The sequence below is a fragment of the Ruminococcus sp. 8Y-12 genome (assembly GCF_058119865.1).
The window spans coordinates 481,200-504,707 of record NZ_CM176623.1; the positions used below are offsets into that span (position 1 = coordinate 481,200).

Consider the following 23,508-nt stretch of genomic DNA (forward strand, 5'->3'; position numbering starts at 1 on the left):
CACAACAGATTTCTATCCGCGGGATACCATTTAGGCCAAACTTTTTCGCTATTGGGTATATTCGCCCCTATTTGCGCATACACAGGCATGAAAACAGGGAAGAAATCCACACTGACAGACTTCTTCCCCTGTTTTATCCACATGATTCACTTTTCCATCCTCATTTTCCCCCGGTACTTATTTCGTGAACGATGTTCGAGTGTGACCGAACACAACCGCTTTACCATCAAAGCTGGACCATACGGTACATGGTATTTTTGTGAAATAGTATGTAGAAAACAGCATCCCCGTTATAGAAAGGCGGTATGTAATTTCAAACAGTGCCGCGTCCATCTGAAAGTATAGATCCTGTTTTCCTATATCCTGACCGTCAAGCCAGGACTTCTGCTCCTCTGTCAGCACACTCCTGGCCTTCTCTCTCTCAGTCTCCGAGAGTGTACCATAGTAAAAGTCCACCCAGGAGTCCTGCCATCCATTTTCCTGAACCTGCTCCTCCAAAAACACCCTGAGCTGCTGCCCATGACCATCCAAAATCATGTTCTTATATTGTGCAAACCCGTCTTCCACCCGCGCGGGACAGAGAGCCCCTCTTTTCTTCAGATTCTCCAACGTGGTTTTTCTCATCCTCTTTTCCTCCCCATCTTGCGCTGTTCACTGGCTAATACCGGTTATATACATCCTCCGCAAAGCAAAGCAGATCCTTAATCTCTAAAACCCTCCCGTCATTCAGCACTGCCCTTCCGCTCATTCTGCCGAACACCTGATGCTGGTCGGACTTCACCACCAGTGCATTGATCACAGCCGACCGGTCCAGGAGGGGGACAAAGTCCATCTCAAAGCGCAGGTCACTGGATGTGATTTTCCAGGGGTACATGTAGCCCTCCTTGGGTATATGAAAGGTGACATCCTCCAGCTTGTGTCCCTGTCCCTCATAAAATAGGATGTTTTCAGTGGCCGCCCGGGTGTCTCCAAACCCATATCCCAGATTGAAGCCAAAAGGTTTCCCGTCCACCAATCCATTGCCGGAAGACCAATACCACCTGTTTTGGTATGTCCATACCCCTCTTCCCCAATCCAATGTGCCGAAATCCGACTCAGGGTGAAAGCGATATTCCCGTCCATCGTACCGCATCACACCTCTTGCAGGCATACAGTTGATCTTCTGGTTGTAGTAGAATGCTTTCCGGCTTTTCTGCCATGGTGTTGCAATCACCATGGTGTCCGTCTTCGGCCGTTCCAGGGTGATGTCACAGGAAAACGGCTTTTTATCCTTAAAATTTTTAAACTCACAGCGAATCCGCCGTTTGCCGGGACTCACCTGAAATTCCATATGCAGCCGTTTATCCCGGTATATGGTGTACCCCTTCTCCGATGTGGAGGGCAGATGCAGCTTTCCCATGGGAAATGGCGTCAGTATTGTGCTTGTCTGTTCCCAGGGTATACGGAAGTCAAACAGAGTGACAGACTGAAGTCCAAAATACCCGTTGTCAGAAATGGTAAACGCTGCCCCAAAATCCTTCCCCAGCACAAGGTAATAGTCCCATTCCTTAATCCGAAATGCCGGCGCTTTCACTTTGTTCCTGTTGTAAACCTGAAGCAGCTGCCTGGACCACCCCGGTTCCCGCAGACTGCCGTCATACTTTAAGAGTTCCTGAACCTTCGTAACCTCATGATTTCTCATCACGCATCCCCCGCTTTCTATACTCTGATTGTAACGTATTCTCACCCTGAAAGCAACCTTCGATCCCCTCTTCATTTCTTAGAATGTCTTATTTACATTCTGCCCTTTCCCTTTTATAATGAAGGTAATACGACATAAAATTACCCGTCGCGCCAAACGCGAAGGGACCAGGATGAGGGAAAAATATGAAAGAGCTGGAACGTATTGAAAAATTAGTACGCATTCACAGGCAAAAAAGGCGCAAGAAAATGCTGGCCATCTCCGGAGCAGCCGCACTGCTGCTGGTCATAAGCGGTACCGCGCTCTATCTTACAAAGGATACCTGGCTGAAGCCAAAACCTGCAGCCGGGTCCTCAGTGGAGTCATCCACTGGAATCAAGTCAGAACAATCCGCTCCGGCCGGGGCAGCGGGACAAGTCTCCGGAAATAACGGGTCTTCTTCAGACTCTGCATCCGCCCTGCCCGCAGAAGCAAAGATCACCGTCAGCCTCATGGGTGACTGTACCCTCGGCATGGATGAGGCCTTTGCATTTGACACCAGCCTCAACGCCTACTATCTTTATCGGGGAGCTGACTATTTCTTTGATAACGTTCGCTCTATTCTGGAGGCTGATGACTTGTCAATCGTCAATATGGAGGGAACTCTGACGGAATCCACAGCCAGAAACGGAGAACTCTACGCCTTTAAAGGGGAGCCCGAATTTGTGGAAATTCTTACCTCTGGCTCCGTAGAGGCAGCCAATCTGGCCAACAATCACAGCCACGATTACGGGGAAGAGAGCTACACAGACACACAGAGAATCTTAAATGACGCTGGTATTACCACCTTCGGATACGATGACACTGCCGTAGTTGAGGTAAATGGTGTACAAGTGGGACTGGTGGGGATCTATGAGCTTGCAGATCATCTGGAGCGTATGCAGCAGCTAAAGGACAATATCGCCCAAGTGAAAGCTGAGGGGGCAGATTTGGTGATCGCTGTCTTTCACTGGGGAAATGAGCGGGAAACCATTCCTGATTCCAATCAAATAATGCTTGGACACGCTGCCATTGACAATGGGGCTGATCTGGTGGTAGGGCACCATTCCCATGTGCTTCAGGGCATAGAGAAGTACCGCGGGAAAAATATCGCATACAGTCTGGGGAACTTCTGCTTTGGAGGAAACACTGCTCCCGCAGATATGGACACCATCATTTACCAGCAGACCTTTACCTTTAAAGATGGGGAGCTGGTGGAAGATGACAATACAAATATCATTCCCTGCAGAATTACCTCCGAGACAGGCTTCAACAATTACCAGCCCACTCCGGCCGAGGGGGAAGAAGGAGAACGAATCATGGAAAAACTGCAGGAGAGAAGCAGTCAGATAGACTCCCAGAGACTCTGAGACTCAGATCCCTTCTGGCTTTTTCAGCAGAAAGGTCAGCGTGTTGCCATGGGAATAGTCAGGAGCAAAGCAGTAGCCAAGCCCCCGAAACTGCTCAAGCTCCTCCCGGCTGCTGACCCCCTCATTGGCCATCCAGCGCACCATCTCTCCTCTGGCCATCTTTGCCAGAGTTCCCTTTGTTTTCACCCTTCCATCCGTCAGTTCTCCAAACACACAGGTCACGTACTGTATATCATCTTTCAGGTATCTCTCCACTGACCGGCTGTACTCCTTGGAAGCCAGGTTGACCACCAAATGCACTTTTTTCGTCAATTTCCTGTAAATATCATCTCCCCAGAACTCATAGAGATTATTCCATGAGGCGTCCGAAAGCTTTGCCTGCATCTCCAGACGATAGGGCGTCACTCCATCCAGGGGCTTTAGGATTCCATAAAAGCCCGACAGGATTCTCAGATGCTCCTGAACATAGTCCCACTGCCCTTCTGTGAAAACGCCGGGAGCCATATATTGATACTGGATTCCCTCGTAGGAGAGAAGCGCGGGGGTTAAATTCCCTTTAAGATTCATGCTTTGGTATCTGTCATAGTTCAGCTGCGCAATCTGGCGGTTGCAGCTGAGCAGATTCTGCAGCTTCTCAAAGCTGAGGCTCTGCAGATATCCCTGCAGTATCCCAGCTCGGTCCAGAAACGCTGGGAGTTCCCTCCAGGGAACCTCATCTGTTCTAATCCTCATTTTCTTGGCCGGGGAAATGATGATCCTCAACATTTATTCTGTTCCTCCCTCTCCTGATCTCCCCTCCCTGCGCCGGTCAGCTTCTTATTCTGGTACATTTGACTGTCTGCCGCCTGAAATATCCTGGCTATTTTAACATCCTTATCACCGCTCCCTTCACCGCAGGCCATGCTCAGATGATATGGATGTGTCTCATTGTATCTCTTGATTGACTGGCAAAGCTTTTCCTTCCCCTCATCCAGCGCCTTCTCTGTGCACTCCTCCAACAGAACTGCAAACTCATCGCCCCCGATCCGGTAGCACTTTCCCATTTGCCCAAAGGCCTCCCGGATACAGTCTGCAGCTGCGCAGATGATTTCATCTCCAACCTGGTGTCCATACCTATCATTGTAATACTTCAGGCTATTCAGATCCAGGATCAACAGTGTAATTCTGCCTCTATCCGTTAACGCCTCCAAACGGTCCGACTCCCTCTCATATGCGGCCCGGTTATTAAGCTTGGTGAGAAAATCCATGTAAGCCAGCCTTTTATATGCCAGGGTTTCCGAGTGAGCGCGCATCAGATTGATGCATTTTTTAAGTGCGGACACTCCCAGGCATATTACAAAGACCACAAGCCCTATCATGGACACATTCGCGTACCAGTTTAAGTGATTCGTATAGAAGAGCAGTACACTGCACGCTGTAAAGAAACACAGCACGTTCATGCCCAGGATCATCCCCCGCACTTCCCTGTTCCCATACCGGAACTGTTCCCGAAAGGAGACGGCCAGAAAAACCACGATATCCAGAAACATCAGTAAATGAACGGCTACGATTGAGAGATACAATTCACTGATCCCTGAAATATACAGAAAAAGATTCCCCAGGAACAGCACAATGTGCAGAATACCCGCTGCCTGAAAAAATTTTTTTCCGTGGCTGCATAGTTCACCCGCATACAGGAGAAACGGGACGGGCATTAGCATAAAAGAAAAGAAGGAAAGCAGGTAAGTCCATGCACGGTTCCCATTAAGCAGCTGCAGAACCTTGGAATCCGTCAGCAGCCATACTGCGCAGAGGGTGAGAAACAGCCCCGCATACAGTATGCTCTGAATCCCGTATTTAACCTTTTTAACAGCCCCCCAAACCGCAAAACATATAAAAAGAGAGCCAGTGAATATCATTAGTCCAGTGAGCACAACAAGCCCTATATTTTCCCTAAGAATGTAAATGACTGCGGAACTCTTGTTGGATAAATAGACCGAAGGTGTCAATGACACAGTGTGATTTACCTTATGGATATATTCCAACATAACCGGGGCCTTAGAACACTCCTGCGGAATCTCAACGTAGTTGTAACAGCTTCCAAAATAGCTGCCAAAAGGAACCTGTCTTTGAACTCCGAACTCATAGACAAGCCTTCCGTCCACCCAAATCCTCAGCTGCTGCATATTGGTCTCTGTCCAGAGAATCGTATCTCCCTGTATCTTCTCTGGCAGGTTTCCCTGTAAAACGACTGTGTTTCCCTTCTGTGACACCTGCCAGTCATCGAGAGTCCGTATCTCCTCCCGATGAATCCGGATATCCTCTGTCTCAAACACTGCTGCTGTATAGCCCACTACCGCTGCCATCACACATACAGCAAGCAGAAACAGCAACAGGATAAATCTGCTTTTTTTCTCCATTTTATAAATCCTTACTTTCTTCCACTACCATCCAGGCGCGCCTCGGCGTGCTTGCTGCAGGCGGCCCGTCTTCCTTGCTAACATTACACTCTGCATCTGAGCCGGTCTGCAATCCACTGTTGACTTTATCTGCTGCCCAGATAAAGGTTGTCACAATTCTATCACAATTAAGGGTGGTAAATGTTACGCAGATGTTAAATCCAAAGGTCCCGCACCACAGAAAAGGCTGAATCATTCAGACAGGAAAAGAGCTGCAGCACCAAAGCCTCCCTCGGCCCTGCTGCTGCAGCCCCTGCCACAACTTCTGATCAAAGATTAAGATTCTTCCGGTTTCCCACCCTCAGCCTGGACATGGCCCGGGCCAGGGACATCTGGGACATATAGTATTCCTGCTGGCTCTGCTTCTGGCGCAGCTGCTCCTGGGCCCGCTCCTTGGCCTCCTGGGCCCGCTTCAGGTCAATGTCTTCCGGCCGCTCCGCGGTGAGCACCAGCACCGTGACGCGGTTGTTGATGATCTGAGCAAAGCCGCTGCTGATGGCAGCGCTGACCCACTCATCCTTGTCTGTCAAAAAACGCAATTCCCCGGGAACCACGGCAAACATCATATCTTCGTGGTGCGCCTGGATGGCCTTCTCCCCATCCGGCTGGGGAAGTACAATAAACTTGCCCCTCCCCTGGTAAAACACCTTATCACTGGCTACGATTCTGAGACCAAATGTATTCATAGTCCATCCCTCCTGGCTGCTAGGCATTCGCCGTAACTGACTCCTGTGATTTCGCCTTTTCAATTACATCCTCAATGGTTCCCACATTGAAGAAGGCCCACTCCGGATAGTCGTCCATCTCACCGTCCACAATGGCTTTAAATCCCCGGATGGTATCCTTAAGCGGCACATACCTGCCGGCAACCCCCGTGAATGTTTCTGCCACATGGAAGGGCTGGGAGAGAAATTTCTGGATTTTTCTGGCCCGGTAAACCGTCATCTTATCCTCCTCGGAGAGCTCCTCCATGCCCAGAATCGCGATGATATCCTGAAGCTCTTTATATTTCTGCAGGGTCTCCTGTACTCTCCTGGCTGTCTCATAGTGCTCCTCCCCCACCACATCGGCCTCCAGGATGCGGGAGGTGGATTCCAGAGGGTCTACCGCCGGGTAGATTCCCTGCTCCACGATCTTTCTGGAGAGCACTGTGGTGGCATCCAGATGGGCGAAGGTGGTCGCCGGTGCCGGGTCAGTCAAGTCATCCGCCGGCACATAGACGGCCTGCACGGAGGTAACGGAACCGTTTTGGGTAGAGGCGATGCGCTCCTGAAGCTCCCCCACCTCCGTAGCCAGGGTCGGTTGGTAGCCCACTGCAGAGGGCATCCGGCCCAGAAGTGCGGAAACCTCAGATCCCGCCTGCACAAAACGGAAAATGTTGTCTATAAAGAGCAAAACATTCTGGTTCTCCTGATCCCGAAAATACTCTGCCATGGTAAGCCCGGTCTCCGCCACCCTCATACGTGCTCCTGGCGGTTCATTCATCTGTCCGAATACCAGGGCGGTCTTTTCCAGCACCCCGGATTCCTTCATCTCTGTCCACAGGTCATTTCCCTCACGGGAACGCTCTCCCACTCCGGTAAATATGGAATATCCTCCGTGCTCTGTGGCAATGTTGCGGATCAGCTCCTGGATCAGCACGGTCTTTCCCACTCCTGCCCCACCGAAGAGGCCGATCTTTCCTCCCTTTGCGTAGGGGGCCAGCAGGTCAATGACCTTGATTCCCGTCTCCAGAATCTCCACAACCGGGCTCTGCTCCTCAAAGCTGGGCGGGTCCCGGTGAATCACCCAGTGTTCTGTGTCCTTTAAGTCCTCTCCCCCGTCAATGGTCTCTCCCAGCACGTTGAAGAGGCGTCCCAAGGTCTTCTCCCCCACCGGAACCCTGATGCCTGCGCCGGTTGCAGTCACCTCCATATCCCGGTGCAGCCCCTCGCTGGAGGCTAGCATAATGCAGCGCACAGTGTTGTTTCCCAGGTGCTGTGCCACCTCCATGATGCATTTCCTGTCACCATTTTCCACTTCCAGGGCATCCTTGATATAGGGGAGGTCGTTGTTTTCAAACTCCACATCCACCACAGGTCCCATGACCTGTACGATTTTTCCTTTATTCATGCTTATCCCTACCTCTGCTTTCGTCTCTGCGCTTTTGCACCGCTGATTACCTCTGTGATCTCCTGAGTGATGGCTGCCTGCCTGGCCCGGTTGTAGCGAATAGACAGCTCCCGGAGCATATCTTTCGCACTCTTGGTGGATGCCTCCATGGCCATCATGCGGGAGTTGTGCTCGCTGGAGTAGGATTCCACCAGGCAGCCATAGATGATTCCGGTGAGATAGTTGGGTACCATGGCTTCCAACAGTGCCTCCGCGGAGGGAGACATGGCAATCATCTCATTGTGCACATCCACCAGATCCGGAATCCTGCCTCTGAAGTCCGCTTTTTTGAGCGGGAGCAGCTCCAGCTTCTGCGCCTCCATGGAGACTGCGCTGTTCATACTGGTAAAAATAATGTGAAACTCATCCAGTTTCTCCTCCCGAAACAGGGCAACCACCTCATCAGACATCACCCTGGCCTGATGCATGGTGGGTTTCTGTACTGTATAGCGGAAATCCGTGTTCATCTCTATCTTCTTCCTGACAAAATAATGGCGTCCCAGCTCCCCAAGCACGTACAGCTTGTGCTGACCCGGCTTCTGCAGTTCCTCCTCCGCGATCCTGATCACATTGTGATTGTAGGCTCCCGCCAGCCCTTTGTCTGCGGTAACTACAAAATACCCAATCCTCCGGTCCTCTGGTTTCTTCTGGGGTCTTTCGTCAAAATACGGATGTTCGATGTCAGGCACATGGCGCAGAACCCTGCCGATGGAATCCTGCATGGCGTAGAAAAAGGGCTCCGTGTCCCTGAGAATCTTCTGTGCCCGTTTCATCTTGGAGGATGAAATCATGTACATGGCATTGGTAATCTTCATCGTGTCCTGAATGCTGTTGATTCTGTCCTGAATTTCCTTTACATTCGCCATACGATCACCTGCTCTTACTCTTAAATTCCAGGGCTGCCGCTGCGATCCGCTCTTCCAGCTCGTCGGTGAGCACCTGCTTCTCCTCGATCTCCTGTCCAATCTCGGGGTGAACCCGCTCAAAGTAAGCCAGCATCTGGTTCTGGAACTCCTTGATTTTCTTTACCTCCACGTCCAGCATCACCTTGTGGGTGGCGGCACACAGAGTAATCACCTGCTCATGCATACTCAGGGGACGGCAGAGGGGCTGCTTTAACAGCTCCATGAGTCCCTTTCCATACTGAAGCTGTTCCTTGGTGGAGGCGTCCAGATCTGAGCTGAACTGGGTAAACACCTCCATCTCCCGAAACTGGGCCAGGTCGATCCGGATGCTTCCGGATGCCTTTTTCATGGCTTTTGTCTGAGCTGAACCTCCCACACGGGATACGGAGAGTCCCACATTAACCGCAGGACGCATGCCCGCAAAAAACAGGTCGCTCTCCAGGAAGATCTGCCCATCCGTGATGGAGATGACATTGGTTGGAATATAGGCGGACACGTCCCCAGCCTGGGTCTCAATGATGGGCAGGGCTGTGATAGAACCGCCCCCCGCCTCCTCACTTAAACGGCTGGACCGCTCCAGCAGTCTGGAGTGCAGGTAAAAAACGTCTCCCGGGTAAGCCTCACGCCCTGGGGAACGCTCCAGCAGCAGAGACAGTGCCCGGTAGGCCACTGCATGTTTGGAGAGGTCGTCATAGACAATGAGCACATCTTTTCCTTTGTACATAAAGTACTCTGCCAGGGCCGTTCCCGAATAGGGTACAATATACTGCAGGGGAGCACACTCACTGGCTGTGGAGGATACCACAGTGGTATATTCCATGGCCTCATACTTCTTCAATGTTCCCACAATCTTGGCCACTGTGGACGCCTTCTGACCAATGGCCACATAGATGCAGATCACATCCTTGCCCTTCTGGTTTAAGATAGCGTCAATGGCTATGGAAGTCTTTCCGGTCTGCCGGTCCCCGATGATCAGCTCCCTCTGGCCCCGCCCTATGGGAAACATGGAGTCAATAGCCAGGATTCCGGTCTCCAGAGGAACGCTCACAGACTTGCGCTCCACTATACCGGGCGCCTCGTGTTCAATGGGCCGGAATCCATCCGCTTGTATCTCCCCTTTTCCGTCAATGGGGCCACCCAGGGCATCCACAACTCTCCCAATATACCCTTCGCCTACAGGAATACCCGCCTTCTTTTTGGTGCGGGCCACCTTGGTCCCCTCTCTTACCGTATCCTTTCCAAAGAGAATGCAACCGATCTCATTTTTTCTGATATCCTGCACCATCCCCTTCAGGCCCGTCTCAAAGGTTACGATCTCCCCGTACATGGCGTGATCGATTCCATAGACCGTTGCAATCCCATCCCCGACCCAGATGACGGTTCCCACTTCCTGATCTTTACAGACCGCATCATAATTTTCTATCTCTTCCTTCAGAATGGATATAATTTCCTCTGAACTGATTGCGCTCAATTCCTTCACCTCCGGATCATTTTCTGTTTCATCTGCCTCAGACGTCCTTTCAGGCTTCTGTCATACTCAAAGTTGCCCACCCGGATGACAAATCCACCCAGCAGCTCTGGAGCCTCCTGCATGGAAAGCCGAACCTGGCTGCATTTATATTTTCTCTTTAAAAATATTTTCATCTTTTCCCTCTGCTCTTCATCAGGGAGTGTGACATAATACAGCGTGGCACGCAAAATGCCCTCCTGCTCATCCGCATATGCTTTGTATGCCTCAAATATCTCCTGTACCTGGTCAAATCTCTGATGATCACTCACCTGCTTCAAAAACTTATGTAACTCCTCTGGAAAAACCTTCTCAATAATCCTGTGCTTTTTTCCGGACTCCAGGGTGGGATCTGTCAAAACCATTTTCAGCTGCGGGACCTGCAAAAGCTCATCCGCTGCTGCCTTTACACACTCCCGTTTTACATCCAGCTGGTACAGCACCACGCCGTAGTTAATTGCCGTCTGTGTCATGGGTATCACCTGCTTCCTCCAGAAACGCATCGTAGAGGCGGCTGTCGTTTTGGGCGCTGCTCTTTTGGGACAGCAGCCGCTCTGTGGCCGTCATAGCCAGGCCCGCGATCTGAGACTGGATCTGGGATAACGCCTGTTCCCTCTCCGTCTCCACAGTGGTCCGGGCCTCCTTTAAAATCCTGCCCGCCTCCCTGTCGGCATCCCCTAAAATGCGCTCATATTCTGACTTAGCCTCCGCCCTAGCCTGATCCACAATTTTACCGGATTCGTCTTTCGCACCCTGCAGCGCAGCCTCATACCTGTTCTTCATCTGCCGGGCTTCCTCCTCCGTCTGGGTGGCATTTGCCAGCTGTTCCCGGATCATGTTCTGGCGCTTATCCATAATGGCGGTAATGGGGCCATAGAGAAACTTTTTCATGCATACATACAGAACGATCAGGTTGATGATGGTAAAGAGAAGATTCCAATCTAATCTCAGCATCCTTTTTCACCTGCCTTTTTTATTTTAAGAAGAAGATAATCAGCAGTCCGATTACAAACCCGTAGATGGCGGTTGCCTCAGCCAGCGCACACCCAAGCAGCAGTGTGGTTCTGATCTTCCCCTCAGCCTCCGGCTGTCTTGCGATTGCATCCACTGCCTTGGACGTTGCCATCCCGATTCCGATTCCTGCTCCAATACCTGTCAAAACTGCGATTCCTGCTCCGATTGCAATTAAAGTTGTCATAATTTCTGTTCTCCTTTTTTGTTTTCTTTCTTAATGGGTTGTCATAGTAAACGGTTCTGTCCGCAAACGCGGAAACCAACATAAATAAAGGTCACTCGATGGATTCACTGATAAATAGTGCTGTCAAAAACACGAAGACATACGCCTGTATCAGACCGTCAAAAATGTCAAAATAACAGCTAAACGGCACCGGGACAATCACTGGCACGATGCACTTGATCAGCTCCATGACCACAAAGGACCCCAGGATATTTCCAAAGAGCCGCATGCAAAGTGAGACTGGCTTAATAAAGATCTCCAGAATATTGATGGGCAGTACCACAGGCACCGGTTCCGCAAAGCTCTTAAGAAACCCCTTTGCGCCCTTTTTGTGAAAGCCCGCATACTCTATGAGGAAAATGCTCATGATCGCCAGGGCTGCCGTCACATTCATATCCTTTGTGGGCGGTTTAAACCCCAACAGCCCGATCAGGTTGGACACTGCCAGAAACAGCGCCACTGTCATCAGGTATGGAATATAAGCTTTTCCACCCTCGCCAAGAAGATCTTTGAAGAAATTTTGAAGCCATCCCACTAAAGCCTCAAGGGCCAGCTGCTTTTTTCCGGGATTTTCCACCCTCAAATTTCGAACAAAAATGATGGAAAGCAATGTGAGCACTGCAATGATGATCCAGGTCACCACTACCGCCTCGTCGATTGCTATTCCACCAAAGATGGGTATGGTAAATACCGTATCCACATTCAGTTCTTCCATTAAGCGATTTGCTAATTCTTCCGTATTGCTCCCTTCCTTCTCTCGCTGCCGCGTTATTTATTTGATAGCTATCAGTTAAAGCTTTTATAAAAATATTTTCTAAACATTATCACCATTCATTTTCTTTGTCAATCGCTTGAAAATCTTCTTAACACTTCATTAACAGGGGATTGTTCGGGTGTGATTTTAGTTATAATTACTTAAATTCCTATTTTCATTTTTCATTTTTTATTCACTTTTCAAATTCACTCTATTCCAATTGTCTAAGGTTTAGACGTTCTCTTTTTTCTGTCATACAAGTTTAATGTCAAAATTGACAAATTTTTGTCAAACTTTTCACTCGTCCTCTAAATTTTTTCAAATTTACTCTTCCTATATTCGAAAGCCATGATATAATAAACATGAAACTATTTTTGTAACTATTCAACAGGTCTGCGCACTTACTGCGCTGACCGTAAGAAAATGATTCAGGTACCTGTTTTCTATCTATTTTATGTGCTGAAGCGCACAGGAAGAGCTGATGAAAAACGAACATCTTTGGAAGGTTTTGATCCTCTCTCTTCTCCTCTCCTGCATATTTGTGCTTCCCGTTTCCGCGGAAGGTCCCAGTGAGGGCAGGCTGTTGTTTCAATTCCGTTTTATGGGTATGGAGGAGACGGACTACCGAATGGACTTCCTCCGGGAGCAGTTGGAGTATTTTGGATTTGAGGAGGACAAGCAGTTAAACGAGACACTGATTACCCAGCTATTGATGCTGGTGGACTCCCGCTTTGAGTGGGAAACGGATAAAATCGGATTTGGCATTTCCGATGTGGATTTTTCAGGGGATTTGGATGATATCTGTGCAGCTATTTTCCCGGAGGACCACCAAAGGTCCTACATCTGCCAGATGGTAGATGAATACAATTGGCAGATTTTTTTCCAGTATCTGAGTACCCTGCAGGTGACTCATTCGGGATACGAGCATCTCCTGTTTTTAGGAGATTCCAGGTTTGTAGGCATCCGGGATTATACCGGGTATGACGAGCGGTGCAGCTTTATCTGTGAAATCGGGACAGGATATTCCTGGTTCACGGGAACTGCTTACCAGGAACTGTTAAGCTATGCAGATTCCTTAGGGGAGGCCTGTGACCGCACTGCCCTGATCATCAATCTGGGCGTCAACGACCTGGTGGGGTCTGGTCCCTTTGACGGCCTTGCCTCCCAGTACGCGGCCTTTGTAAATGAATACATTGTTCCTCTGGGATTTGATGTGTACTATATGTCTGTGAACCCGGTGGATGATGCCCTCTGCAGCGGGGCGGGTTACACCATCACCAATGATAAGATTATGAATTTCAACGAAAATCTCAGTGCTTATCTCAGCGCGGAGGTGACTTGGATAGACACTTACTCCTGGTTCCAATCCAACGGACTTGGGTTTTCTTCAGACGGGCTGCACTATACAGGGGATACGAATCAGGCGATTGTGAATGAGATTACATGGGTCCTGAGCTGAATGTTCAAAAACGACCGGGTCATTTTCGGAAATGACCCGGTCGTTTTTGACATTTTTGGTAAATTTACACAAAGAGGAGGGGACAGCAGCTCTGTAAGCCTGCTGTCCCCTCCCTCTTTGTTCATGAAGTCTTTTGAGATCTATTCTGTTATTTCACGCGAACTTTTCTCACCTTACTCCACTTGCTGTATACTCTCTTTCCTTTGGAGTCTGTCGTGTAAGCTCTTGCTCTCACATAGTAAGTCTTCTTCTTCAGGGACTTGATCGTATAAGAAGTTGTCTTCACGGTCTTTGTTTTTAATCCGCCCTTGAAGGTCTTTTTCTGTGAGTACTGAATCTGATAGCCTACAGCTGCTTTGTCCTTGTTGAGAAGAACTTTTACTTTGCCCTTTGAAGGACTCTTTACGGATTTGATCTTCGCAGTTCTTCTTACTAAGGCTAATGCATCAGAATCCTTCTTTGCACTCTTCTGTGCATCTGCCACTGCCTGTTTTGCCAAATCCAGCTCTTTCTGTCTTGCTTCCGCTGCTGCCTGGGCTGCCTGTGCTGCTTTCAGTGCCGCTTCCGCTGCTGCCTGGGCTTTCTCTGCTGCTATTCTGGCTTCTTCTGCATCTTTCTTCTTCTCTGCTGCCTCTGCTGCCGCTTTTTTAGCCTCTTCTTCTGCCTTCTTAGCTGCTGCTGCAGATTCTTCTGCTGCTTTGGCTGCTGCCTCTGCTGCTGCCTTAGCTGCCAATGCGTCTGCGCTGGCTGAAATTGCATCTGCCTTAGCTGCCTCTGCTTCTTTCTTGGCTGCAATGGCATCCGCTTTGGCTGACTCTGCCGCTGTCTTGGCTGCAACTGCCTCTGCCTTAATGGTCTCTACCTGCGCTTTGATGGTCTCAACCTGTTCCTTGATGACCTGTGTCTGCGCTTTGGCATCTGCCGCCGCTTTGGCTGCTGCCACAGCATCGTCTTTCTCGCTGATTGCCTGATCTCTTGCCGCTTCTGCCGCTTTCTTAGCTGCCTGTGCATCTATGTTAGCTGATTCTGCTGCTTTCTGTGCTGCCGCTGCTGCTGCTGCAGATTTTTCAGATGCACTCTGTGCTGCTACTGCCTTGTCTTTTGCTTCCTCAGCTTTCGTTCTGGCGGTTTCCGCATCTGCTTTTGCTTTTTCTGCGTTGCTCTGAGCTATCTCCGCTTTGGACTGGGCTTCTGCTGCTTTGGACTGAGCTGTCTCTGCCTTTGTCTGGGCTGCCTCTGCCTTGCCCTGTGCTTCTGCTGCCTTGGACTGAGCATCCTCAGCCTTCTTCTGGGCTGCCTCTGCTGCAAGTCTTGCTGTCTCAGATTTTCCTGCCTCCGCAGCTGCTTTGTCTGCGTCTGCTTTTGCCTTATCTGCTTCTGCTTTTGCCTTTACTGCCTCATCTGCTGCCTTCTTAGCTTCGTCTGTCGCTGTCACTGCTGCGTCTGAAGCTTTTTTAGCCTCTTCTGTTGCAGTTTCTGCTGAGCCTGCTGCTGACTTAGCATCATTCTCTGCCTTGAGTGCGTCTGATTTAGCTGATTCTGCACTTGCTTTTGCATTCTCTGCCTGTGTCTTTGCTTCCTCAGCTGCCTTTTTCGCCTCTTCGGCTGCCTTCTTGGCCTGCTCTTCGGGGCTCAGATCATTTACTGTTACTACGCATTCCGCTTTCTTGGTATTATCACTAAATGATGTGACTGTTATTGTTGCCTTACCAGGAGCTACTGCGGTTACCACTCCATTGTTAACCGTTGCCACGGATTCGTCTGATGAACTCCACAGCACTTCTTGTACGGTTGCATCATTCGGCTGTACCGCTGCCTTCAGTGTTCCCTTATTTCCTGCTACCAGAGTAAGTGTTGTTTTGTCAACTGTCACTTTTGTTACTGGTACTAACGTTACCGGTGATGTGATGGCGAATGCACTGTTTGTCATTTCTGTGTCACCACAGGTCAGCTTCAGTACAAAGGAACCGTCTGCATTGGTGACATCTGCTGCCACACCTCTAAGTGCATCATTCTCCAGAAGCGCTTCCTGAAGCATATCATCGATCATTTCTTTAGCCTTTGCAGCCTTCTGCTCATCGTTCATGCTGTCTGCATCATCAAGAATCAGCATATCACCAATTACACTTGATGCGGCCTCTACAGATGCAATGCCAAGATTCATTTCTTCAAATATGGTATATTCCTGTTTTGCAAACGGAATTCTGTATGTCTTGGTCTTGCCGTTCAGCTCAAATCTTACATAAGCAATACCAGTCAGTGAAGACGGTTTAGAAATAGTAATTTTCACATTGTCATCACTTGCGTGTGCCTCAATATCAGGTACGCTTGTTAAGCCTGAAGGAGGATTAACATTGTACAGATCATAGGTCATGATTCCGTTCTTTCCTGTGGATGCCATCGGCAGGCTCGGAAGTGTCATCTCTGATCCATTGATGGAAATACTCAATGTCGGCATAATCGGACGTTCAATTTCCTTTGTATCGGAAGTGAATCCAAGACCGATTAAGTCAAACAGATTTCCGTCACCGCCTTCTGCAACCAGGAAGACTGCATGTTTGCCGTCCAGGTTGTCAACTGCATCGGATACATCAAGCTGGAATCTCTGTGTTTCCTGTGCAGATCCTGCCGGTACCTCGATCTCACCGATCTTTGTTCCCTTCCAGGTTTCGTTATCCCACGGGCCGTCCAGCCATACATTTACCTTGAAGCTCTCTGCTGTCTTCGGTGTCAGGAACACGTTGAACTTGGTGTTATTTCCAGGTTTTGTTCCCTCAAACGCTTTGATTCCCTTCTGGTCTTCCTCTATGCCCTCGAATCCAAAATATTTGTATCCGATCTTCGCGTTGTTTCTCACATTCTCAATCGGCATGTGGCTGTCCCAGATCTCATAGGAATCCTGGAGCGTTCCGCCGTCAACGTAGGATGCGATACCTGCGGAGTAATACTTGTAAGGATCAAGTCCATACAGGTGGAATCCCTCTGAGGTGATCTCCGCTCCTGTGTACTCTCTTCCCTGGCTGTCCTTTGCTGTCCATGTGTTGTCCTCTGAATACGGGTCATATGCCTTGATGCTTACTTTTCCGCCATCTGCAACGGATTTCTCGTCCCAGTCAATCTTCACCGGTGCTACCACTGCCTGACGGGCATTTCCATTTCCTCTCGGCGGTCTGTGGTAGAATACATACCACTGGTCATTGATCTGCTGCAGGCCTCCGTGAGTGTTGTGGCCCCAGGTACGTCCTACCAGTCCGGTTCCTGCTTCATTTAATACAGGTCCTCGTGAGTCTACCAGTACTCCTCCGCTCTTCCACGGTCCTAACGGGGTATCTCCATATGCGTAACGCAGTGCGGAGTTGGTGCTTCCCATTCCGTAATCCGGTCCCGAATATCCGCTGAACGTTAAGACGTATTTGTTTCCTACCTTACGGATTTCAAACGCCTCGAAATAGTTGAAGGATTTCAGGTCTTCCCCTGGGAATACATACGGATATTCAATATCCGGTTTCCGGATATTACCATAGCTGGTGCTGCACGGTATGAAATCATGTATTCTCTCGGTTCCTGGCCTTACTGCCCACATATTGGTCTGATCCAGTTCGCAGGCCTCTGCTTCCTGCCAGCCCCAGTATGCGTATGCACGGAATCCAATCTCGTAATCCGGATCTTCCGGATCATCAATGTAATCAACCAGCACTGCCGGGTCAAATCCAACCAGGCTTCCAGGCAGTGTTGCGGTTCCCGCCTCATTCAGGTTGATCGGGGTAAACGGTCCAACCGGGCTGTCTCCCTTACATACCATGGACAGTCTGTTTCCGCCACGGCTGTGGGGGTACAGATAGTATTCCTTGATGGTACGGTCTCCGTTTTCATCTCTTCTTCTGACTTCCACGATATCCGGTGCATAGATGAGATCCCACTGCTCATTTACATAGTGTGTAAAGATCGGGCCTTCATCGCGCCACTGGGTCAGATCTTCTACCGGTGCGGACCAGGCTCTTACGTCCGGGCCACAGTACTCATTACGCCTAAGGTCATGGGAACCGATAATGTATGCACGGTATTTCCCTGGGTTGTCAGGATCTTCAAATACATTGGGTTCGCCGTCCGGCAGGTGCTCCCACAGAGGCAGATATGGATTGGCTGCTGTAGCCTGCTCCAGGATGCTGCCTGTTACTGTCACAAGGCAGTCCGCTCTCTTAGAGGGATCGGTTGCCAGTTTTGCGGTAATCATTACGGTTCCTGCAGTCACTGCAGTCACCACACCGTCTTTCACTGCTGCAACGGATGGATTGGATGTACTCCACTCCACATTTTTGTTTGTCGCATTTGCAGGTTTTACGGTTTCGACTAATGTCTTCTTCGTTCCTGCCTTCATGGAAAGTCTGGTACTATTCAGTGTGACTTCGGTAGCTGCCACTTTTTCGTTAGTTACGGTTACGGTACATTCCGCTTTCTTTGTGGGGTCGCTCACAGAAGCTGCTGTAATCTTTGCCTCTCCAACTGCCACTGCGGTTACCACGCCATTTTCAACAGTTGCCACCTTTGCGTCTGATGTACTCCATTCCACGCTCTTGTTTGTTGCGTTTGCAGGCTTCACTGCTGCTTTCAGTGTACTCTTTACTCCAGGCTCCAGTGAAAGCGCTGATTCATTCAGAGTAACCTCTGTTACAGGTATCTCATTTACCGTTACCGCACACTCTGCTTTTATTGTTTTGTCGCTGTCCGCAGTTGCTGTAATGGTTGCTGTACCTACTCCCACTGCGGTTATCAGACCTTTACTGTCAACCTTGGCTACTGACGGGTCTGAGGAACTCCATAATACGCCCTTCCTTGTAGCATCATCCGGTTTCACAGTTGCGATCAGTTCTTCTCTTGCGCCTGGTGATAATGTGAGTGCATCTTTATTTAACTCAATTCCGGTTACCCGAATGGAAGTAGTGTCTTCAACGTACAATACTGAGACATCTGCAAGATGAACATTATTTGCGTTTGCACTATATCCATTTTCGTTAATTCCAAATGCGATCTTCTGCGTATCTGCCCAGATTTCGCAGGTGCCGGTTACGGTAACCCAGTCGCCCTGTACTCTCGGTCCGGCAAACTTTTTATGAAGAGCATCATTGTCCTCTACAAAGTTGCCATCCACATTGGCAATCATGATATTGAATCTGGTATTCTGGTTATTGTTTGCTGCTCCGCTGCGCACCTTATAACTATATTTGAGCACATCGCCTACTTTAAAGTCCCCGGTAACCTCCTGTTTCACCATGTAGAAGCTATTCCAGTTATTACCTTTTTTATCTACTTCCAGGTATTTTCCTACTGTCTCGTCATCCTTTACAGAAAGACCATTGGCACCACCCCAATGACCTACCCACGGGCTAACACCGGCTGTAAACTTGCCATTTCTGATCAGTTCAACGCCCTCGGAAGGAACATTCGTCAGATCCTTGATGGCCTTTTCAAGATCATTGATAAAGCCGTCGCGTTCCGGGAAGGTAAGGCTTGCATATCCCAGTCTCTCTTCCGCCTCTGTAATTGCATTCTGAAGAGCTTCAAAAGCTTTCTCATCGTACTGCGGAGGATCATTTTTGTAGGTTTTTGCCTTTTCTATTGCTTTTTCAAGTGGTTCTCTCTCATCACAGAGGTTGTATGGAAGTAACGCATCCATAGCCTTGTTCAGCTCGCTGGCTGCCCCATCGATCTCGCTCTGAGCAGGAACCTTGGGATCATTCTGAAGAATCTTCTGTGAACTCTCTTCTACTGCTTTAAATGCATTCCATGACTTACGTGTGTACGTTGTGTACTCATGTTCTGCCCAAAGCTTTTCACCCGTATTTTCCGGGTTTGTAAGCTCTGCTGCTTTTTCAAGAGCTGCAATCAGTTCAGCCTTGTTCAGTGCTACCAGTGCTTTCATAGCTGACTCAATGGCAAAAATATGCTCTGCGGTTTCCGCATCCGTATAATTTCCGGCCTCTTTGTAAGCCACAGCTTCTGCGATTTTACTGCTGAGTAACTCATAGCTCTCCGGAGTGTAGTCCCCTTCTGCTACGCTGTCAGCTTCATCTACCTTTTCCTGCAGTTTTGTGATCTCAACAGGAAGGGCTGCCAGTTTCTCGATACCTGCCTGAACTTCAGCAATTGCGTCATTCAGCTGTTTTTCCGTTGTTTCATTACTCTGATAAGCAGCTACTGCATTTGGCAGAACCGCTTTCAGCGCGTCAACACTCTCTTGGCTGTAAAGGCCTGTGTCGATTCTGTCTGTTGCCTCTGTAATCTTCTCAAACAGCGGAGTCTTGTCTACACCTGTATTCTCGTTCGGAGCAGGAATGTAGAAGTAGGTTGTGTAAGCAGGAACGCCTGCGAAGTAATGCGGTACAAATGTCTTTGTTGCTGCTTCCCCGCCTGAGGTTCCCGGCGCTACCTTTACACTCATATTGTGAACATTGCGGGTTGGTTTCTCATTGTTTGTTCCGCCTGTCATGGTTGCACGCTCGTTCATAAGTACGTTTGTGCCTTCCCCTATTGACATATAGGAATCCAGCTCAACTCTGGACAGCTCTTTCACATCCGTTGCAGCCATAACCAGAGGACCATTCATCAGGGAACCGTACCACTCGCCGTCACATTTTCCGGGCAGGTAGTCCACGTTAAAGCCATAAGGCATGGTAACTACTACCGTATCCTTATCATTCCACTCTCTTACGCCGGTTGAAACATAAGAGCTTGGCTCATAGCTGTCTGCTATGGATTTGCCGTTCAGTTTGATATCGAAGTCTTTCGTAGCCCAGTAGGGAACACGGAACTTCATCTCAAATTTGCCTGTAGCTGCACCTGGAGCCACCGTAAAGGTAGACTCTTCGGACGGGAATACGCAGGACTGGGTAATCGATACATCCTGAGCGTCCCATCTGGCTGTGGTAGGAATGTACAGGCCAACATAGAAGGTCTGGTTGTCTGCGGAAGTAAAGTATGCTGCTTCCTGATATTTCACATGGTTCTCTGTTCCGGTACCAGAACAGCAGGTACTTCCCGGGTTCGTAGCATTTCCGGTGCTTCTGCTTCTCTGCGTGTTCGGATAAATAGAGTAACCGTAGGACGTCTGATTTGATTTGCTTCCCGGTACAATGGAACCTACGATCTGGTTGTAAAGCAGACGCTCATAGTAATCCATATATTTTGCGTCATCTGGATTGTAGCCGTTCAGATCCTTGGTGAGCTTGAGCAAATTATATGCTGCACAGGTCTCACAGATCTTACCGCCATCATTGGTATTTACCACACCTATCTGGTTGTAGGTTCCTGCAAATTTCTCCTCGTTGCTATCATTTCCTCCAACACCGCCGATGGTGAAGGAATAGCGTCCATAGACGTAATCCCAGAAATTCTCAGCTATGTTGTAATATTTCGGATCATTGCTTCCCTTGAAACTCCAGAGCGTTCCAACGATCTGCGGAATATGCTGGTTGCAGTGCAGGGTTCTGATGGAGTCAATATTGTTTGCAAGTGAACCAAAGAACGGAACATTTCCTGTGTCACTGCTGGCACCGTTGTTGTCAAAGAAGGTAGATGCCTCAAGAAGTTTTGCTGAATCGTCTGAGTCACCTTTCTTTTTCATGATATCAGAAAGTCTTGCCAGGGTTTCATTCATACCGCCGAACTCACCAGCGATATAAAGTCCCCACATGGTATCTCTGTAACCCGGTGTATTGTTATTCGGGCGTTTTCCTTCGTGTGTACAGTAGTTAAGTCTGTTCCATACCCACATACCCATATCTTTTGCAATGAGAAGAGCCTTTTCTGCAATAGCCTGCTCTTCTTGGTTTCCGCCGTTCAGAACATTGTAGATTTCCACAAGTCCTGCCAGCTGTTTGTGCAGAGCATAGTACGGCGCCCAAACACCGTAATCTGACATATTTCCATTATAAGGAGCATAGTTCTCAATCAGGATCAAATGCTCCGGCTGAATTGCATTAATATATCCATAACCAAAAAGCTTAGGATCTCTGGGAGCTGTCTTGTCGTCTCTTAAACGAACATTAGTCATTGCCCTTACTTCATCGTCATTGGAATATCTGTCGCGTGCTTCCCTGAACCTTTCCACTCCGTCTTCATCGGTAATCTTCACAAAGGTCATTTCCTGCATCTCACGCATCTCGTCCGTCATTCTCTTCATTCTGGAAAGAAGCTGCTCTCTCTCATCCGGTTTCGCATCAGAAGCATAAGCGAGCGCCAGGCCTGACAGATAATGACCATAGCCGTGTCCTTTCAGCTTGGTAGTGGGAGAATCCCAACCACCCGGAGTTGCATAACCCTCAGTACTCAGTCCAAAAGTATCTCTGTAATTGTAGAGCATACGGGTTACGTCAACGCCCAGGATGTACTGAATATGGCTCTCCGTATTCAGAGTCAGTCTGTTCTGTTCTCCGTCAGGATCATTGTTCAGAGTTACCTTTGACAACGGCAGTGTCTCCGCTACCGGTTCGTTAGATGGAACCTCATTGTTCTTCTCTGCTGCCACAACAGTTATGTTTGCTGCAACCTGATATCCATTGACGGTTGCATTGTCACCCTGAATATTTCCGTTTAAGGTGTACTCATGGCCAACCGGATATCCTGCCTGAGTAGTCTGGTCAGCTACACTGTATCCTTCCCACTTAATTCTGCGCAGTTCGGAATCTCCGTTGCTATAGTATACCTTAATCTGGTTCGGCAGTTTCGGAGCATTGCCTGCCGGGCACTCAACGTTAATGGGGTCATAGGAAACGATTGCTCTTCCCTCTGGCGGGTAAGCCGGAATCCTTACTTCCCACTGGCGTGTCTCTACGGTAGTTCCGATGGTTGCCGTTGCTGTCAGTATTGCTGATACATCTGACTGTCCGGTTGGCGGTCTCACAACGGTTCCGTCATTCCACAGGTATTTGGTGTTGTCTGAAGACCATGTGATGACAGAGCCAAACCGTCCCTCTGCCGGAAGGTCAAAGTTTGTGGTTCTGCCTTCTGTGCTTCCCAAATCAATGGCTGCTAAGTCTTCATCTACCATAGCTTTGTCAGACATCTTGGCTTTTACGGTAAAGTCAAATACTTTCGTTGCCGTGAAGTCGTCTTTCACTGCTGTGGCAGTAATCTGTCCTACCGCGTCCTCCTGGCCGATTTCGGGGCGGGTTACGGTGCCGTCAACTGCCAGGGCCGTATTGGTTGAATCGGACCAGGTAATTGTACTTCCGTATGTACCCTCTGTCGGAAGAGCTGCATCATCGTACAGTTCGCTTAAGAAGTTCTCATCGATCTCAGCCAGATCAGCTATTGCGGGATCTACATAACCGAATACTTCCCACTCACTGATACCTACGCCTGGAGCGGAGCCTGAGTCTCTCTCAGCAGTTATGCTGAGACGCAGTCCTGTTGTGACAATGGTTTCTTCAAGTTCAAGGGGATTCCACACCGTATTGGTTCCCCAACGGCCTGGTGCCGGCCATGGCTTGTTGACTTCTGCACCGCCTGAAAAGTTGGCTGAATTTCCATCCGTTCCAATGGATCCACAGTCAATCCACTCACCATCTTTCTGGTACTGGAGCTTGCAGTCTCTGGCCCAGCGAACACCGGCATCTGTGTAAATCCACCACATTACTCTAGTAGCTTCAATAACATACGGCTGATCCCACGTATACTGAATCCATACCGGATTTCCGGGATTTCCATACTGAGTTCCCCATGTATTCCAAACGGTATTGGTACCGCCGTTGCCAAGTGTTCCGTTATTGGCATTGCGGGCAACAGACGAACCGTTTGAATATACTGCTTCCACTTTTGCGCTCAGTGCAATATTTCCATCCTCAGCCCCATAGGGGTCATACTTTGTCAAATCCAGTCCTGTTGCTGCAGATACCGGAAGCGCCGGAAGCGCTGACAATAAAATTGCACTTAGCATGGTAATGACCATGAGCAACGAAATTGCTCTGTTCATTATCTTTTTACTCCTTCT

At 49.1% G+C, this 23,508-nt stretch carries 15 protein-coding genes; 2 read left to right on the forward strand and 13 right to left on the reverse strand.

The window, feature by feature from the left end; all coding sequences use genetic code 11:
* Positions 1–177: 177 nt before the first annotated feature.
* Together AC0THY_RS01885 and AC0THY_RS01890 are read right to left on the reverse strand one after the other, a co-directional pair.
* A complete protein-coding gene (locus tag AC0THY_RS01885) occupies positions 178–624 on the reverse strand; it encodes a hypothetical protein (RefSeq protein WP_489992780.1) in 447 nt (148 codons plus the stop codon).
* 34 nt (positions 625–658) lie between these two features.
* Positions 659–1,681 carry a DUF2804 domain-containing protein gene (locus AC0THY_RS01890; protein WP_489992781.1) on the reverse strand — a complete coding sequence of 341 codons (1,023 nt, stop codon included), beginning with the start codon at positions 1,679–1,681 and terminating at the stop codon, positions 659–661.
* Positions 1,682–1,866: 185 nt separating this feature from the next.
* Here AC0THY_RS01890 and AC0THY_RS01895 point away from each other — a divergent pair, with 185 nt between their 5' ends.
* Entirely contained in the window at positions 1,867–3,069 is a 1,203-nt protein-coding gene (locus AC0THY_RS01895; RefSeq protein WP_489992782.1) for a CapA family protein, read from the forward strand.
* A 3-nt stretch (positions 3,070–3,072) separates the two neighbouring features.
* Here the strand turns inward: AC0THY_RS01895 and yaaA are convergent, their stop codons facing one another.
* From yaaA to AC0THY_RS01945, 10 genes are all read right to left on the reverse strand, one after another.
* The gene (gene yaaA, locus AC0THY_RS01900; RefSeq protein ID WP_489994131.1) at positions 3,073–3,831 is read right to left on the reverse strand and encodes a peroxide stress protein YaaA; all 759 of its coding nucleotides are present in this window, start codon (positions 3,829–3,831) and stop codon (positions 3,073–3,075) included.
* A complete protein-coding gene (locus AC0THY_RS01905; RefSeq protein ID WP_489992783.1) occupies positions 3,828–5,468 on the reverse strand; it encodes a GGDEF domain-containing protein in 1,641 nt (546 codons plus the stop codon). The genes yaaA and AC0THY_RS01905 overlap by 4 nt, the downstream gene beginning before the upstream one ends.
* A 308-nt stretch (positions 5,469–5,776) precedes the next feature.
* Positions 5,777–6,193, reverse strand: coding sequence for an ATP synthase F1 subunit epsilon (gene atpC / locus AC0THY_RS01910; RefSeq protein ID WP_489992784.1), 417 nt, complete (start codon positions 6,191–6,193; stop codon positions 5,777–5,779).
* A 19-nt stretch (positions 6,194–6,212) separates the two neighbouring features.
* Positions 6,213–7,619, reverse strand: a complete 1,407-nt coding sequence (gene atpD, locus AC0THY_RS01915) for a F0F1 ATP synthase subunit beta (protein ID WP_489992785.1) — start codon at positions 7,617–7,619, stop codon at positions 6,213–6,215.
* A gap of 8 nt (positions 7,620–7,627) precedes the next feature.
* Complete coding sequence (atpG, locus tag AC0THY_RS01920; protein ID WP_489992786.1) at positions 7,628–8,524, reverse strand: ATP synthase F1 subunit gamma; 897 nt, start codon at positions 8,522–8,524, stop codon at positions 7,628–7,630.
* Positions 8,525–8,528: 4 nt separating this feature from the next.
* A complete protein-coding gene (gene atpA / locus AC0THY_RS01925) occupies positions 8,529–10,034 on the reverse strand; it encodes a F0F1 ATP synthase subunit alpha (RefSeq protein ID WP_489992787.1) in 1,506 nt (501 codons plus the stop codon).
* 5 nt (positions 10,035–10,039) lie between these two features.
* Positions 10,040–10,543, reverse strand: a complete 504-nt coding sequence (gene atpH, locus AC0THY_RS01930; protein ID WP_489992788.1) for an ATP synthase F1 subunit delta — start codon at positions 10,541–10,543, stop codon at positions 10,040–10,042.
* Positions 10,524–11,024 carry a F0F1 ATP synthase subunit B gene (atpF, locus tag AC0THY_RS01935; RefSeq protein ID WP_489992789.1) on the reverse strand — a complete coding sequence of 167 codons (501 nt, stop codon included), beginning with the start codon at positions 11,022–11,024 and terminating at the stop codon, positions 10,524–10,526. Before atpF ends, atpH begins: the two co-directional genes overlap by 20 nt.
* A gap of 19 nt (positions 11,025–11,043) precedes the next feature.
* Complete coding sequence (gene atpE / locus AC0THY_RS01940; RefSeq protein ID WP_489992790.1) at positions 11,044–11,268, reverse strand: ATP synthase F0 subunit C; 225 nt, start codon at positions 11,266–11,268, stop codon at positions 11,044–11,046.
* A 91-nt stretch (positions 11,269–11,359) separates the two neighbouring features.
* Positions 11,360–12,022: a F0F1 ATP synthase subunit A gene (locus AC0THY_RS01945; RefSeq protein WP_489992791.1), complete on the reverse strand. Its 663-nt coding sequence runs from the start codon at positions 12,020–12,022 to the stop codon at positions 11,360–11,362.
* A 520-nt stretch (positions 12,023–12,542) separates the two neighbouring features.
* Here AC0THY_RS01945 and AC0THY_RS01950 point away from each other — a divergent pair.
* Positions 12,543–13,520, forward strand: coding sequence for an SGNH/GDSL hydrolase family protein (locus tag AC0THY_RS01950; protein WP_489992792.1), 978 nt, complete (start codon positions 12,543–12,545; stop codon positions 13,518–13,520).
* 148 nt (positions 13,521–13,668) lie between these two features.
* Here the strand turns inward: AC0THY_RS01950 and AC0THY_RS01955 are convergent, their stop codons facing one another.
* On the reverse strand, positions 13,669–23,490 hold the full coding sequence (locus tag AC0THY_RS01955) for a beta-L-arabinofuranosidase domain-containing protein (RefSeq protein ID WP_489992793.1): 9,822 nt from the start codon (positions 23,488–23,490) through the stop codon (positions 13,669–13,671).
* Between the last annotated feature and the right edge of the window lie 18 nt (positions 23,491–23,508).

Coding starts and splice junctions, on each gene's coding strand:
- AC0THY_RS01885 (WP_489992780.1), bottom strand. CDS start 624: ATGAGAAAAACCACGTTGGAGAATCTGAAGAAAAGAGGGGCTCTCTGT.
- AC0THY_RS01890 (WP_489992781.1), bottom strand. CDS start 1,681: ATGAGAAATCATGAGGTTACGAAGGTTCAGGAACTCTTAAAGTATGAC.
- AC0THY_RS01895 (WP_489992782.1), top strand. CDS start 1,867: ATGAAAGAGCTGGAACGTATTGAAAAATTAGTACGCATTCACAGGCAA.
- AC0THY_RS01905 (WP_489992783.1), bottom strand. CDS start 5,468: ATGGAGAAAAAAAGCAGATTTATCCTGTTGCTGTTTCTGCTTGCTGTA.
- atpC (WP_489992784.1), bottom strand. CDS start 6,193: ATGAATACATTTGGTCTCAGAATCGTAGCCAGTGATAAGGTGTTTTAC.
- atpD (WP_489992785.1), bottom strand. CDS start 7,619: ATGAATAAAGGAAAAATCGTACAGGTCATGGGACCTGTGGTGGATGTG.
- atpG (WP_489992786.1), bottom strand. CDS start 8,524: ATGGCGAATGTAAAGGAAATTCAGGACAGAATCAACAGCATTCAGGAC.
- atpH (WP_489992788.1), bottom strand. CDS start 10,543: ATGACACAGACGGCAATTAACTACGGCGTGGTGCTGTACCAGCTGGAT.
- atpF (WP_489992789.1), bottom strand. CDS start 11,024: ATGCTGAGATTAGATTGGAATCTTCTCTTTACCATCATCAACCTGATC.
- atpE (WP_489992790.1), bottom strand. CDS start 11,268: ATGACAACTTTAATTGCAATCGGAGCAGGAATCGCAGTTTTGACAGGT.
- AC0THY_RS01945 (WP_489992791.1), bottom strand. CDS start 12,022: ATGGAAGAACTGAATGTGGATACGGTATTTACCATACCCATCTTTGGT.
- AC0THY_RS01950 (WP_489992792.1), top strand. CDS start 12,543: ATGAAAAACGAACATCTTTGGAAGGTTTTGATCCTCTCTCTTCTCCTC.
- AC0THY_RS01955 (WP_489992793.1), bottom strand. CDS start 23,490: ATGAACAGAGCAATTTCGTTGCTCATGGTCATTACCATGCTAAGTGCA.